The organism is Silvanigrella aquatica (assembly GCF_001907975.1).
Classification (GTDB): Bacteria; Bdellovibrionota_B; Oligoflexia; order Silvanigrellales; family Silvanigrellaceae; genus Silvanigrella; species Silvanigrella aquatica.
Genome location: NZ_CP017834.1, coordinates 3,015,497 through 3,029,577 on the forward strand (window position 1 = coordinate 3,015,497; position 14,081 = coordinate 3,029,577).

16 protein-coding genes are annotated in these 14,081 nt (G+C 33.9%); 8 read left to right on the forward strand and 8 right to left on the reverse strand.

The genetic code is table 11. The features are described from left to right. Nucleotides 1-39: 39 nt before the first annotated feature. Complete coding sequence (locus AXG55_RS12825) at nucleotides 40-1,686, reverse strand: peptide chain release factor 3 (protein ID WP_148698500.1); 1,647 nt, start codon at nucleotides 1,684-1,686, stop codon at nucleotides 40-42. Between the two features lie 138 nt (nucleotides 1,687-1,824). Between AXG55_RS12825 and AXG55_RS12830 the strand changes: the two genes are divergently transcribed. Genes AXG55_RS12830 through AXG55_RS12850 form a run of 5 tightly spaced genes read left to right on the forward strand, consistent with a single transcriptional unit; the run spans nucleotide 1,825 to nucleotide 5,984 of the window. Beyond that, on the forward strand, nucleotides 1,825-3,240 hold the full coding sequence (locus AXG55_RS12830; RefSeq protein WP_148698501.1) for a DUF2207 domain-containing protein: 1,416 nt from the start codon (nucleotides 1,825-1,827) through the stop codon (nucleotides 3,238-3,240). Then, a complete protein-coding gene (locus AXG55_RS12835; protein WP_148698502.1) occupies nucleotides 3,237-3,986 on the forward strand; it encodes a hypothetical protein in 750 nt (249 codons plus the stop codon). The genes AXG55_RS12830 and AXG55_RS12835 overlap by 4 nt, the downstream gene beginning before the upstream one ends. Continuing rightward, a complete protein-coding gene (locus AXG55_RS12840; protein WP_148698503.1) occupies nucleotides 3,895-4,710 on the forward strand; it encodes a hypothetical protein in 816 nt (271 codons plus the stop codon). Before AXG55_RS12835 ends, AXG55_RS12840 begins: the two co-directional genes overlap by 92 nt. Continuing rightward, nucleotides 4,707-5,195 carry a hypothetical protein gene (locus AXG55_RS12845; RefSeq protein WP_148698504.1) on the forward strand — a complete coding sequence of 163 codons (489 nt, stop codon included), beginning with the start codon at nucleotides 4,707-4,709 and terminating at the stop codon, nucleotides 5,193-5,195. The genes AXG55_RS12840 and AXG55_RS12845 overlap by 4 nt, the downstream gene beginning before the upstream one ends. A gap of 15 nt (nucleotides 5,196-5,210) precedes the next feature. Next, nucleotides 5,211-5,984 carry an RsmE family RNA methyltransferase gene (locus tag AXG55_RS12850; RefSeq protein WP_148698505.1) on the forward strand — a complete coding sequence of 258 codons (774 nt, stop codon included), beginning with the start codon at nucleotides 5,211-5,213 and terminating at the stop codon, nucleotides 5,982-5,984. A gap of 12 nt (nucleotides 5,985-5,996) precedes the next feature. On the opposite strand, the gene aguB is transcribed toward AXG55_RS12850, so the two are convergent. The 4 genes from aguB to AXG55_RS12870 form a co-directional block, all read right to left on the reverse strand. After that, entirely contained in the window at nucleotides 5,997-6,860 is an 864-nt protein-coding gene (gene aguB / locus AXG55_RS12855; RefSeq protein ID WP_148698506.1) for an N-carbamoylputrescine amidase, read from the reverse strand. Nucleotides 6,861-6,863: 3 nt separating this feature from the next. Beyond that, the gene (locus AXG55_RS12860) at nucleotides 6,864-7,916 is read right to left on the reverse strand and encodes an agmatine deiminase family protein (protein ID WP_233231217.1); all 1,053 of its coding nucleotides are present in this window, start codon (nucleotides 7,914-7,916) and stop codon (nucleotides 6,864-6,866) included. Between the two features lie 120 nt (nucleotides 7,917-8,036). Next, nucleotides 8,037-8,384 (reverse strand): hypothetical protein, encoded by a 348-nt coding sequence (locus AXG55_RS12865; protein ID WP_148698507.1) that lies wholly within the window; start codon nucleotides 8,382-8,384, stop codon nucleotides 8,037-8,039. A 190-nt stretch (nucleotides 8,385-8,574) separates the two neighbouring features. Next, the gene (locus AXG55_RS12870) at nucleotides 8,575-8,907 is read right to left on the reverse strand and encodes an HU family DNA-binding protein (RefSeq protein ID WP_233231218.1); all 333 of its coding nucleotides are present in this window, start codon (nucleotides 8,905-8,907) and stop codon (nucleotides 8,575-8,577) included. A gap of 162 nt (nucleotides 8,908-9,069) precedes the next feature. Between AXG55_RS12870 and pdxY the strand changes: the two genes are divergently transcribed. After that, nucleotides 9,070-9,930, forward strand: coding sequence for a pyridoxal kinase PdxY (gene pdxY, locus AXG55_RS12875; RefSeq protein WP_148698509.1), 861 nt, complete (start codon nucleotides 9,070-9,072; stop codon nucleotides 9,928-9,930). Nucleotides 9,931-9,950: 20 nt separating this feature from the next. On the opposite strand, the gene AXG55_RS12880 is transcribed toward pdxY, so the two are convergent. Beyond that, complete coding sequence (locus AXG55_RS12880; RefSeq protein WP_148698510.1) at nucleotides 9,951-10,457, reverse strand: MgtC/SapB family protein; 507 nt, start codon at nucleotides 10,455-10,457, stop codon at nucleotides 9,951-9,953. Nucleotides 10,458-10,621: 164 nt separating this feature from the next. Between AXG55_RS12880 and AXG55_RS12885 the strand changes: the two genes are divergently transcribed. Next, the gene (locus AXG55_RS12885) at nucleotides 10,622-10,906 is read left to right on the forward strand and encodes a hypothetical protein (RefSeq protein WP_148698511.1); all 285 of its coding nucleotides are present in this window, start codon (nucleotides 10,622-10,624) and stop codon (nucleotides 10,904-10,906) included. A gap of 6 nt (nucleotides 10,907-10,912) precedes the next feature. On the opposite strand, the gene AXG55_RS12890 is transcribed toward AXG55_RS12885, so the two are convergent. Then, nucleotides 10,913-11,764 carry a hypothetical protein gene (locus AXG55_RS12890; protein ID WP_148698512.1) on the reverse strand — a complete coding sequence of 284 codons (852 nt, stop codon included), beginning with the start codon at nucleotides 11,762-11,764 and terminating at the stop codon, nucleotides 10,913-10,915. 5 nt (nucleotides 11,765-11,769) lie between these two features. Then, nucleotides 11,770-12,744 (reverse strand): ATP-grasp domain-containing protein, encoded by a 975-nt coding sequence (locus tag AXG55_RS12895; RefSeq protein WP_148698513.1) that lies wholly within the window; start codon nucleotides 12,742-12,744, stop codon nucleotides 11,770-11,772. Nucleotides 12,745-12,895: 151 nt separating this feature from the next. Between AXG55_RS12895 and AXG55_RS12900 the strand changes: the two genes are divergently transcribed. Further along, a complete protein-coding gene (locus AXG55_RS12900; RefSeq protein WP_148698514.1) occupies nucleotides 12,896-14,071 on the forward strand; it encodes a homogentisate 1,2-dioxygenase in 1,176 nt (391 codons plus the stop codon). Nucleotides 14,072-14,081: the final 10 nt, after the last annotated feature.

Genomic DNA, 14,081 nt, shown 5'->3' on the forward strand with positions numbered 1-14,081 from the left:
ACTTTATAAATGCATAGTTACCAATATACGCTAAAAAAATTATTCCTCAAATATATTTATTGACATTTGCATCATGTTGCCATGGAGGCTTGAATTACTCCTGAACAACTTAATATTATTACACTTTTCTTGAAAATAAGAAAGAGTAAAGTCATTTTTGAATAAAAATAGAGAACAGCCCTGCATATCTCGTACACTGACCACATCGGTAGCCGCTTTAGCTTCCGCAATTTCTTCTGAAGAAGCATTGGTCCAACGCGCATGCTTAAACGCTAAAGAATCCAAAACACAATCCACATTATATTCATTTTTCAAACGGAATAAGAGCACATCAAATTGCAAACTTCCTACAGCCGCTAATATAGGATCGCTTGCCGCACGTGTTTCATCCACAAACATCTGCACAGTGCCTTCTTGACAAAGCTGGACTAATCCTTTGAAAAGCTGTTTTCTTTTCAGAGCACTTGATGTTCTGACAACAGCAAAGTTTTCAGGAGCAAAGGATGGTATTCCTTCGAATGAAAAAGAACCTCCCTCCACTAAGGAGTCTCCAATTGTAAAAATACCGGGATCGTAGATACCCACCACATCTCCTGCGTAGGCTTTATCCAAAGTACTTCTATCCTGAGCAAAGAATTGCTGCGGTTGGGTTAAACGAATTTCACGGTTAAGCCTTGGAATTGTGACATTAATTCCAGCCTCATACACACCACTTACGATACGAAGAAAGGCAATACGATCGCGGTGCTTCGGATCCATATTTGCCTGAATTTTAAATATAAATCCGCTAAAATTAGGGGAAAGTGGCTCAATTTTTCCTTGATTACTTCCTTTGGCGGAGGGTGAGGGCGACATCTCCAGGAATTTTTCTAAGAATAAACGTACCCCAAAATTTGTCATAGCTGCGCCAAAGAAGACAGGAGAAAGCTCGCCACGTAAGAACCTTTCAGATGAAAATTCATCACCTGCCATTTCAACCATATCTAAACCATCAAGAGCTTCTGTGAGAAGATCTTCCGGAACAAGAGCTGAAATTTCTTCTTTATTTTCTAATGGAATAATTTTAGCAACCGTTTCTGTTGTTGTATTTCTACCTTCAAAAAAGTGGAGGCTTCTTGTTTCGCGTTCAATAATTCCACGAAATCTTTCACCAGAGGAAACAGGCCAACTCATAGGGTAAGTTGCAATACCTAATACACTTTCAATTTCATGCATAAGATCAAGAGGGTCGCGGGATTCTCGGTCTAATTTATTCACAAAAGTAAAAATGGGAATTCCTCTAAGTTTACATACTTCAAATAATTTAATTGTTTGAGGCTCAACACCCTTGGCTGCATCAATAAGCATTATGGCCGCATCAGCAGCAGCTAGCGTCCTATAAGTATCTTCAGAGAAGTCCTGGTGACCCGGTGTATCAAGAAGGTTACAAATAAAATTACGATATTCAAAATTCATCACACTGGTAGAAACAGAAATACCGCGTTGTTTTTCAAGCTCCATCCAGTCAGAAGTTGCAAATTTTTTTGATTTTTTTGCTTTTACAGACCCGGCTAAGCGAATTGCCCCCCCAAGAAGCAATAACTTTTCCGTCATTGTTGTTTTTCCTGCGTCAGGATGTGAGATGATAGCAAACGTTCTTCTTCTGTTTACTTCACTGCTTAGTAAATTTTTATCAATGGAAGACATACGTTTCTCCTTTGGGGATACTAAAAAATGACTGCTTTTTGCTAGCACAATTTTGACACTATGGGAATTTCAGAGGTACAAGATTGCGAGGATACTTGAGAACAGGTGAGTCACTACATGCACCAAGAGGCGTTTTTCATGAATCAAGTGAGCTTATTGCAACTAAGAGAAACCGCAGATCAATTGATCTTGCTTGCGGGAACATTTCAAATCAAACCCCACTACCTAAGGGCAAAACAAATTAGGCAAGCGGATAAATCCCTTATTGCGGTTGATGCTTTTTTTTCAAAAGAACTTGCTACCGAAGCAAAACAATGGGTTGAATCCGTTGAAGGCCTTCGTGTTCTAAGAAAAAAACTCTCTTCCGTTGAGGAAAAACAGAATGAAATTGAAGAGCTTGATGTCAGGATTAATGCTCTCAAACTCACAATTCAGCCCTGGACTTCCTTGGAGGACAACGAAAGACAGAAAATAATTCAAAATGCCAAACGAGCTCAAGACTTTGTTCACAACCATCTCGAAAAAACTGAAGCACATATTATCCATAGATACAATAGGTTTTCTGCATTAAAAGAACTTTCTCCTTACGCAGACAACGCAAACTACCTATGCGAAGCTGTTTTTCATTATGAAAATAGAGAAAAATATGAAGCAAATATTGAAAAAATCGAAAAGAAAAATATCGGTGCAAAAGAAAGGCTAAAAACAGTCAATCGTGGTTTTTGGCTTGCTATCATTTTTTGTATATTTATCCTTACAATTCCAATCTGTTTTTTATTTGCTTTAAGCTTATGGAAGCGTAAAAAAGAAATAGAAAATCAAATTGCAAATTCTGATGAAACTCTAAGAAGAGAAAATAAAAGACTTATTGCAGCTGAAGAAGGTGCTGTTGTAGCTCAAGATATTCGCTCTCATTTAGGAGAAATTTCTTTAGAACAAATTCGTGACACACTTGCTGAAGTTCGCGATTTAAGAGCAGAATTCCAAGGACCAGAACGAACTACCAGCTCCACAGCAATTTTGCTTAGCTTTATTGATTTACATAAAATTAAACTTGCCGAATTATTTGGAGATATACCCGAAAATCCTGTTAAAACATTTAAGTGGCTTTCAGACTATGTCAATAAATATCAAAATACAGAAGCAACTATTCATAAATTAATGGATAGAAAAGCAGAAGTCATTCAACAACAAAAGCAATTAACTAAAGGTTATTCACCAGAAATTCTTTTAACGAGTATTCGCAAATTAGAACTTGTACTACAAAACACAATGCAATTTCCATTTGATCAAGAAAATAAAAGTTATTTTTCAGATATTTGTATCAATATTCCCGCCATTCTCGCTCAAGTGAGAGAAGTTCTCTTTTTTGTCAGCAGGAGTCATCCTATTGACACTCAATACTGGAATATGTTGCGCCTTAAAATTCAGGGATTTTCGAATATAATGTCACTATGCGTACTTGATGCAGAAATCTCAAATTTAAATTATGATTCTTTAACCGAAGCAGCATCAGAAAATGTTGGGGAGGTTAAAAAGAAAGGAAGCGCGTGACTCAATCAACATGGTTAGCAATGTTATTATTAGGTCAAACATTTAGTTTCGTTGCCTATGGACAAGTTAACGAAGAAAATAAAATTTCATTTGATTTTGCTAAAATGTCCATATCCACTTATGGAGCTTCCAGTCCCAATCAAAACGATAAAAACAGTGGATTATTAGCAGAAGTGAATGCCAGAAAACTGGCTCTGACAAATATAGAAAATTACTTCAAAGCCTCCTGCCAAAAAATAGAAAAAAAACAAATTGGAACAAAGCCCGGATGGAACAATTATTTTCATTCACAAGGAAGTGAAATTTATTCAAATGGCGTTGTTAAAGTTACCTTAGCAGCCGCCATGCGCGACATTATCAAACCGCCTGCGACATCACCAAATAAATTTGTTTATTATGTAGATAAGGCACAAAATGAGAAGGTAACTGAAGATAAATCGGATAAAAATTCACCTCCTAAGAAAAAAATTGCTTTTTCAATGATGTTTTCGCTGCCCGGAAACTCGGTACAATGTGGCGCAGCCATACTTGATGTGGGAGTCAGCAATAAAAAAGTTATGATATTTCCTACAAAAGTGGTCTCATCTGCCATTGGACTTACTGTGGTAAAATTAGTTTATGATGGAAAATCAGAGCTTAAAGGAGCCACTCCAGATGATATTAATATTATTAAAAACTCATCTTTGGCGGAAGAACCTTATATTCCAGCAAGTATTATTCCTGTTACTGTTGTCATTCCACAGTAACAGCTATTCTATTGCAAATGATTTAAATTATAGAAAGAACCAAAAACCAAAAGAAGAATTACCCTTTGTCGTATTTATCTGCGAAAATTATAATAAAAAAGAAGAAAAAATAAGAATTAATTATAACAAAAATATTGTTCAGCACATATCACATTTTCAATTTGTACCTCATAGTTCTTGGGCAACAGATAGTCAAAATATTTTAAAAAAACAGCAAGAAACTGAATTTCAACTTTTAGGAAGCAAATCTTGGCCCCCACAAGTCCCCTTTGGAATTTCCCCTCTCATAAACAAAAAGGGTCTCATTGTATTTATAAATTATTCTGGAGAAATGGCCTCAAAATTTAATCCTATTAGTGCAAAATTTGTTTTATTTTATAATAATAAGGTGTTTTTAGGGACGAGTGAAAAAGATATCGAAGACGCCCTTACAGAAGAATTGCCTAAACTAAATAAAAGGGACGGAATTCGTCTGTATATCGGAAAAGAAGTCTCTGGAAATGACTTGGCAGAACTTGAAAATGTAATAAAAAACTTTACAGCAAATAAAAATTCGATAATGATTCCCTATGCGGTGACCGCTGAGGAAGTCCGATACCATAGCGACATTGAAACCTCGCAAATCATGCGCGCTATCAAACAAATCAACCAATTTGTTCCACATTTATCGGCTCGCATAGCAAGTGGAACAAATGATATTATAGAAGTATCCAAATCTCAATGACTCAACATGTTTTAATCGTGAAATACACGTTACTCGCTTTCAAAGAATACTTTAAATGTGTGAAAGGCAGTTCTCATATTCTAAATGAAGATGAATTTTACATTTATTTGCGCGAATCATTCTCTGAAAAAAACTCCTTTATGAATTTAGATAGCTTAGAGGAAGCTTTGTGTGATCTGTTTATTTCTAATGCACGTACTTTATGTGAAATGGAAGCTCTGACATTTATGTCAGATGAAAATATACCATTGTATGATAAAGCAAAATCAAATATAGAATTTGCTAGCAGAAAATTAAATGATTTTATTATTACTAATAATTTATTTCAAAATGTAACTTTAACCGATCAAGATTGGCGAAAAATTCTCGCAATAGCGGATTGCTTTAAGGAATGGACTCATGACAGTCAATTTTTTGAGTTTTCGTTTGAAGAAAAATTAAATCTTTTAAAAGAATCTCCACTAATTTCATTATGCCATTTATAATCACAGGTTTTAAATATGAGTATTCAAAAACAGCAATGGACATTAATTTCTTATGACCTTAACGAAAATAATTCTTCTTTAACTCTTAAAGGTGATGAACATCATTATGCCTATCATGTTTTGAGATTAAAAGAAGAAGATAAAGTTGAAATTACAAACTGCCACGGCTTAAAAGCAGAAGGAATTGTCACTTTAGCAAATAAAAAAGAATTAAATCTTAATATAAACAAAGCAACTCATTTTAAAAAAATAACGCCTGAAATCAGTTTATGGCTTGCCATGCCCAAACCCACAACACTGGATGAAGTGATTAGCAATGCATCGGAAATGGGTGCGGATAATATTCATATATTTAAGAGCGATAAGGCCGCTTCAAAAGCTCCTTTAAAACTTGAAAAAGCAAAACAATTGAGTTTTGAAGCAACCCGAATAAGTAAAAGCGCTTATGCTTCTGAAATTTTTTACTATGAAGGTCTAGATTTATTTTTTAATCAACATGTAAAAAATTCGAAAACAAATAAATTAGTTTTATTTTGCGATGAAAGCCATGTCTACGAAGGAAAAATTAAAAATTCAATTTTTAAAGAAATTCAAAAGAATTTCAAAAATGAAAATGATGAGATTTGTGTATTAATTGGCCCCGAAGCAAGTTTTTCAGAGCGTGAAAGAGAATTCATTAAAAACAACCTAAATTGCATTTCTGTTTCATTAGGAAATAATATTTTAAGAGTACCTAATGCGACCGCGAGTGCACTAGGAATCGTCGTTAATTTTAGAAATGATTTATAAAATTTATTTTAACTAAATTTTACCATCTAAGGAAAATAATGTTTTATATAAATCAGGTCTTCGGTCTCTAAAAAAGCCCATTCCTGCTCGAAATGTTTGAGCTTCTTTAAAATTTAAATCCGCATATAAAATACATTCTGAATTTCTATCTGCTTCTGCAACCTTATCGCCCATATAATTACTAATAAAGGAACTGCCATAAAAGGTCATATTTTTTTCAGAGCCCACTCTATTTGGAGCAGCTAAGTAAACAGAATTACAAACGGCATGACCAATCATGGCGCGCTGCCACATGTCTTTGGTGTCAATAGCATGAGCCTCAGGAGGCTCACTACCAATGGCCGTTGGATAAAGTAATAAATCAGCGCCTTGAAGCACCATTGAACGTGCACATTCCGGAAACCACTGATCCCAACAAATGCCAATACCTATTTTTCCAAATTTTGTCGTCCAAACTTTAAATCCTGTATCGCCTGGATTAAAGTAATACTTTTCTTGATAACAAGGACCATCAGGAATATGCGATTTACGATAAACACCTAATAAAGTACCATCAGCATCTATCATAGCAATACTATTATAATAAGCTTGGCCACATTTTTCAAAGAAACTTATAGGTAACACAACGTGAAACTCTTTAGCTAGCTTTTGAAAATGAGGTAAAAAGGGATGAGTTTCCACTTCATGAGCTAAATCAAATAAATGATCATGTTGTTCTTGGCAAAAATAATGATTTTCAAATAATTCGGGAAGCAAAATAATATTTGCTCCTTTATGAACGGATTCTTGAATAAATTGAGTTGCTTTTTCAAGGTTTACTTTTAAAACATTGGACATTGCCATTTGCACAATGGCTAATTTAACAGTTGCAGACATCTTTTATTTTCCCCAAATTTTACCAGCAGGTTGCTGTTGAGTAACACAGTGAAAAGAACCACCGCCATGAATTAAATATTTAGAACTTAAGCCAATAACTTGATGATTTGGAAATACAGAACGCAATGTTTGCAACGCTAATTCATCATGAGGATCTTGATATACAGGAACAACTACAAAATGATTTCCAATATAAAAATTAGCATAAGTACATGGCAAGCGATCATCATCAATTTCCATTCTATTTTTAGGTAACACTAAAGGAACTAATTGAAAAGAATTGCCATTTAAATCTGTAGAAGATTTTAATATTTCTAAATTTTTCATCATGGGCGCATAATTTGTATCCGATTTATCTTCGGTCATAGAGTAAACAATAGTATTTTCATTTACAAAACGCACAATGGTATCAATATGACCATCGGTATGATCACCTTCTAAACCATCTTCTAACCAAATTAATTTTTGAATTCCCAGATAGTTTTTCAAATAATTTTGTATATCTTCTTCTGTAAGATTAGGATTGCGCATTTTACTTAAAAGACATTGCCTTGTTGTTAAGGCAACACCTTGTCCATTGACATCAAGAGATCCACCTTCCATAACTATGCCTGGCTGAAACATGTCCGCATTTAAATATTTAGCAACTTCAAAGGGAGCTTTGTTATCTAAATCCCATTTAAATTTCTGTCCCCAAGCATTGAAATCCCATTTTACTATGCTTAAATCGTTCTCTTTAGTGATAAAAATAGGGCCATTATCACGAAACCAGACATCATTTAAAGGAACTTGATGCATTGTTACATTAGATAAATGACCGAGTCTCTTTAGGGCATCCTGATGCGCTTCATTATTCCGGACTAGTAAATGAACAGCTTCATATTTCGCAATTGTTTTTACGAGTTCCGCAAATTCATGACGCACATTTTCTAAAAAAAGGCCATACCAAATTTCATCATCACAAGGCCAAGAAGTCCATGTGCCCGCATGAGTCGCCCATTCCGCAGGCATTGAAAAACCCAATTGTATAGGAAGTTCCTTAGAGTTGCTTATCATTAAACTATCCTTATTTAAAATAAAATTATAAAATGTAACAAAAACAAAAAAACTCAAAAATCTTTTGAGTCATACATGATAGTTTTTTTTCAGTCTAGAGAAATAAAAGAAAGATCTTCATTAACTACCGCTTCTAAATACACGGGCTGTAATCGTTTTAACTTCTTTTTCAATCGCTTTTATGCGTTTTGCTTCAATAATGTAGTCTTTAATAGCGTCAATAGCACGACGTTCATCCCCACCGGTCGCGAGCCACTGAGCAATTGTGGAGCCATTGATAAAGTCATTTGGAAAGCCAAAAACAACTTTAGTTGCTTCCATGCGAGCGGCTTCCGTATCAAACTCTTCTTCTTCAAACTTTGTAAAAGCAAATAAAAAACACCTATGAACGGATTCTTCTGTGCGATCTAATTGAATCCCACGACTCAGTAAAATATTGTCTTTTATCTTAAAGGTGTTTTTTGCCATTTATTTCACAATGTTATAATCATCCCTTTTCGAGTACGTTTCAACAACTTTTATATCGGAAAATTGAGAAAAAATATTGAATTTTTCATAGAGCCGAGGAATAAAAACTTAGCACAATAATTATAAATACTTAAAAAAGCTAGTAGAAAGAATTCTACTAGCTCATGCATTTCAAACCATTAAATTTGAATTATTTTTTCTTTTTAGCAGATGATTTTCTTTTTACACCCACTTTTTCTTTTAAGGATGATGCAACCCGGAAGCTGACTTTTTTAGAAGCGGGGATTTTAATTTCTTCACCTGTTTGAGGATTTCGCCCCTTGCGCGCAGCGCGATCTTTTACTTGTAAAATACCAAGTTTATCAATACGCACTTTCTTTCCTGCCGCAACGTGATCTTCAATTGCATCAAGAAAAGCTGCAATGACTTCTTTCGTTAATTTTTTTGGTAATTGATCAAACCGTGAAGAAACCTCAACTGTTAAAGCAGAAGTTGAAACAGTCGCAACCTTTCTTTTTGTCATAAACATCCTCTCAAGTGAAGGTTAAATGAAACTGTGGTTATAGTTGCCTGAAATGACATATATATCAAGAGGCAAAGTGTAATTTTTTTATTTCCTGTTGTACCATGGGAAAAACTTTGAGACCAAAATTCTCAAAGTCATTTTACTTCGGAGATATATACCATGGAACAATCAATTCTTTCAATACAATCTTGTGTCAGTTACGGTCATGTTGGTAATAGCGCTGTTACGTTTCCTTTGCAACGACTTGGAGTTGAGGTTTGGCCTATACACACCGTCCTTTTTTCAAACCACACCGGATATGGTAAATGGGGTGGAAGAGTTTTTGACGTAGAGGGAGTAAGGGATGTCTTTTTAGGAATAAAAGATAGAGGAGTACTTTCGAAATGCAATGCTCTCCTCAGTGGATATATGGGCTCAAAAGAGCTTGGAAATGTGATGATAGAAGCCATATTAGAACTCCGAAAAATCAATCCGGAAACAGTTTATTGCTGCGATCCCGTTATGGGAGATGTAGGGAGAGGTTTTTTTGTTAAAGAAGGTATTCCCGAATTTTTTAAAGATGAAATGATATCTTACGCTACAATTATCACTCCAAATCATTTTGAATTAGAGTATTTAAGCGGAATGAAAGTTGAAACAATTGATGATGCTATTTTTGCATCTCAAAAAATAATGAAAAAAGGCCCAAAAGTTGTTGTAGTAACAAGTTTGTTACTTAAAGAGAATCAGAACAAAAATATAAGTGTTCTCGCATCAAATAAGGAGTCTGTTTATATTTTATCGACACCCTATATACCAATCACTTTAAATGGCACAGGGGATCTTACCTCAGCATTGTTTACACATTTTTATTTAAAAAATAACTTTAACTTATCAATAGCACTTGAAGAGACTGTTTCTCGCGTTTTTAGTATTATTGATGAAACTCATAAAGCTCAATCAAAAGAACTTGTTTTAGTAAAAGCACAAAATAATTTAATACAGCCTAAGCAAATATTTAAATCACAAAAAATAAATTAATAATTTATTATAAATGAAAATCAATCCATCGTTCCGCCACTGCTACTACTCGAATCAGATGAATGAGAACGATTTTTAAAAAATTTCTTTTCAAAATAAGCGACCACAGATAAAAATCCAATCAACCCAATCGTAATCATGATTGTGGGTAGAAAAATGCCATATCCCACTAAAATACCCAAGGCAGACACAGTCCAAATAACAGCCGCTGTCGTAAGTCCCTGAACCTTGCTAGATGATTTAAATATGGCTCCTGCACCTATGAAACCGATTCCAGATACAATTTGAGCTATAATGCGAGTGATGTCCGATGAGCCATATTCTGAAATAATGAGGGAAAGAGCTGTAAATAATGCAGATGCTGCACAGATCAGAGCATTGGTCTTAATGCCTGCAAGTTTTCCACGATACTCTCTCTCCAAACCTACTAAAGTACCAACAATTAAGGCAACGCCAACACGCGGTACCAAAAAAATTAGGATGTCAATTTCACTAATGCGGCTTGTAAAATCAAAATCTGGAGCCATTAAGAAAACCTTTTAATTAATTATACTTTTGTATTGTTATTCATTTAAAATTAATATGTTTGAAAAATTTTCATTGTTTGCCAAAGTTATGACCAAATACTTATAAATAAATAAAACATCCCGATGAATTAAAACGCAGATGAGAAAGACAACGGGAGCAGAAAATGACTGATAAAAAAGTTCAAATAAATGAAGATGACGTCGCGAGACATATGAGAGATCAAGCTTGTCGTGCAGAAAGCGGTGGTATTGCTCAAAAAAAATATTCACATTTTCAAAAGTTAGTTACAAAAGTATATGCCTTATCAGATAAAGAATTTGATATTGCATTTTCCACATTAGAATCGATGATTGAAAATTTTAATAGCAAAAAAACAAAGCCCAATGAAGATGATAAAAAACAGCAAAGTAAAGAAAAAACAATAAATATAATTACGAATAAACAATAAATAATTTTATTGATACTCTATAAAACTAACCGAAAATGTTTCTTCTTTTGTCCTGAAAATAGTTGAACTAGGATAAACATTATTATTATTAATATAACCCACCCATTTCACGTCAACTTGAGCATCATTGGAAAAAGGTCCATAAAAAAATCTGCTGTTTACGATAACACCAAAACCATTTCCCTTCGGATTTTTTGTAATAGAAACATTGCTATGAATTTCGATGTTATATGAAGAAATTTGAATTGTCGAAATAGCAAAATATTTCTTATTAAAAATCACTTTTTCATCTGGGTATTCAATTTTTAATTCATTTTCTTCAACTTTATTAATGTTATCAATAGGTTTTTTATTTTCAGTTTTTAATTCAGGTGAAGTTTCTTTAACAATAAAAATGCCATCATTTTCATCCGAAATATGAAACGCATATTGACCACATAAAAAGGATCTCAACTCTTTTGCACCCATACTTGCAATGAGCGAGGAAATTTGTGCAAAATAATCATTATCTACAAGAACTCGAGAGCTATTATTATAATTTACTTTATAACCATCTACTGAAAAGGAAAGATACTCCTCCCCTAAAGGACCAATTACGCTTGCTTTTAATAAATTATAATTATTTTCCCAAACACCTTCCATTTCATAAGGTGCTATCTTCATACTTCCTGTGCTAAATTCACCCAGGAACTGAGGATTTTTTGCATTATAACAGCGATCTTGAATCACTTTCACAACGTTATGAACAAGATCGGCTGCATCCGCTTTTAAAAATTCATTTTTCTTTCTTGAGCTTACGCACGAAACAAAAAATAAAATCACAAAAGTACAAAAAATTTTATTATAATAATTATTCATAAATACTAATTCACCAATAAACTAAATGCTTTTTTTGCAATATTTCTGCCTGTTAAAATTTCAAATGTCCTTAAACCTGTTGGAGACGTAATATTAATTTCACCTATACGCGAACCAATCACATCGAGACCTGCGAAAAAAATATTTTTTTGTTTTAAAAAGGAAGCTACTTTTAAACAAATTTCCTTTTGATAAGGTGTCATTTCTTTTATAAGAGCAGAACCACCTTGGGCTAAATTAGAGGCGATTTTTCCTTGTGCAGGAAGGCGAACAAAATCACCAATAATTTCACCATTTGCAACAAGAACACGCCTATCACCTTCCGTATAAATTTCACTTAAAAAAGGCTGAACCATAATGCGTTGCCTTATTTTTTGATATTTTTGTTTATCATGTAAATACTTTATAAATGTATTTTTATCTTTAAAAAGCTCTACATCTTCACCGCCATGACCCAACCAAGGTTTACAAACAATTCCACTTTGTATTAAAGATTGATTTTGATTGCAATAATCCTCAATCACTTCAATAGAATTTGTCAGACAAGTGGGAATAATATTTTCTTGGTTTAAAAAACCTTCTGCTAAAGCTCTCCATTGCAATGCTTTTTCGTGAAAAGCTAAAAGATTTTCTGCTGGATTTACAATTTTAACCTCAGATTGTGAAGAAAGAATCCAACATAAATCTTTATAATTTTCATCAAAAGGAGGATCTTTTCTAACGAAACAATAACTAAAAAAATTTAAAGGTAATATTTTTTTATTATTCGAATCATAATTAATTTCAGACATAGATACAGATTTAAGCTGAGAGAGATTGTTTACATATATGGAACTTCCTAATATGTGAACATGATTGGGTTCACACCAAAAAACTTCCCAATGATTTTCTAATGCCGCTTGAGCTAATGCAAGACTGGAATCGGAATTAGGTTTTATATTTTTCAATGAATCTGCTATAAACAGTAATTTTTTTTGCATAAAAGCAACATTCCTTTTAGGACAAAGCAACTCAAACAATCAGACTATTATAAGCCTTGCTAAATTGCAAATTGCGACTTGCTCGTAAATCCTGTTAAATGTTATAAAATAACGTCACTCACTTTGTCACTTTAATAGGGAGCCTAAACCTATGATTGATTATAGAAAACTTGGTTTTGTTTCGACAAAACAACATACTATTTGTGAATATGAAGGAAAAATGCTTGCAGAACATGTCATAACTCGCGATGGTTTTAACGAACAATATTCCATTTTATATCAAAAAAGAGCTCCTACTCACGAAATTAAAGTTGAACTTCTCCAACATGATAATCCTTTTTTTCCCAGCTTTCATAAAACAAATACTCACGAACTTAAGCGCCGTCATTTTCAGACTCCAATATATAAAAAAGAAGGATCAATGCTTGAATCTAGAGCAACATTACTTATCAATGACAATTGCTCCATTGGCATTGTAAATTTATCAAAAAGTGATGAGAACTTTTTTTCAAATGCCGACGCCGATGAAATCTTTTTTGTTCCTGAAGGATCTGGTATTTTACAAACAATCATGGGTGAAATTGACTATAAAAAAGGAGATTATCTATTTATTCCGAAAGCGATTCCATACCGATTTATTTGTCATTCAAAATCAAATATGCTTGTGGTAGAAGGAAAAAGTAAATTTGGAATTCCTGCTGAATTTAAACAACCTTCGGGACAAATTAAACTTGATGCCCCCTACAATCATCGCGATTTTAAATCACCTACGCGTCTTTTAAATTTTGAAGACAATGAAAATTACTGCGTGATTGTAAAAAAAGATCACAATCTTACAATTCATGAATATACCGATTTTCCTTATAAAGTTGTAGGTTGGGATGGCTGGTATTGGCCCTTTTCATTTTCTATTTATGATTACCAACCCAAAACCAGCTCCGTTCATTTGCCCCCTACAATACACAACGTATTTAGTGGAAATAAATTTTATATGATGAATTTTGTTCCCCGTATGCTAGACTATCATCCCAAAGCGGTACCCTGCCCCTGGCCACATTCGAGCGTTGACTGCGATGAAGCTATTTTTTATGTGAGTGGCGACTTTACAAGTCGAAAAGGGATTTCAAATTATTCTATTAGCTTTCATCCTGCAGGCATCCCACATGGCCCTCACCCTGAACGCTACGAACAGAGTATTGGAGCGAAATACACTCAAGAATTAGCTATTATGGTTGACACCTTTGAACCTTTATTTGTAACTGAAGCAGCAATGGTACTTGAGGATAGAAAGTATCACTTCACTTGGGATAGCCACGATCATTTATAATCTTTTAAAA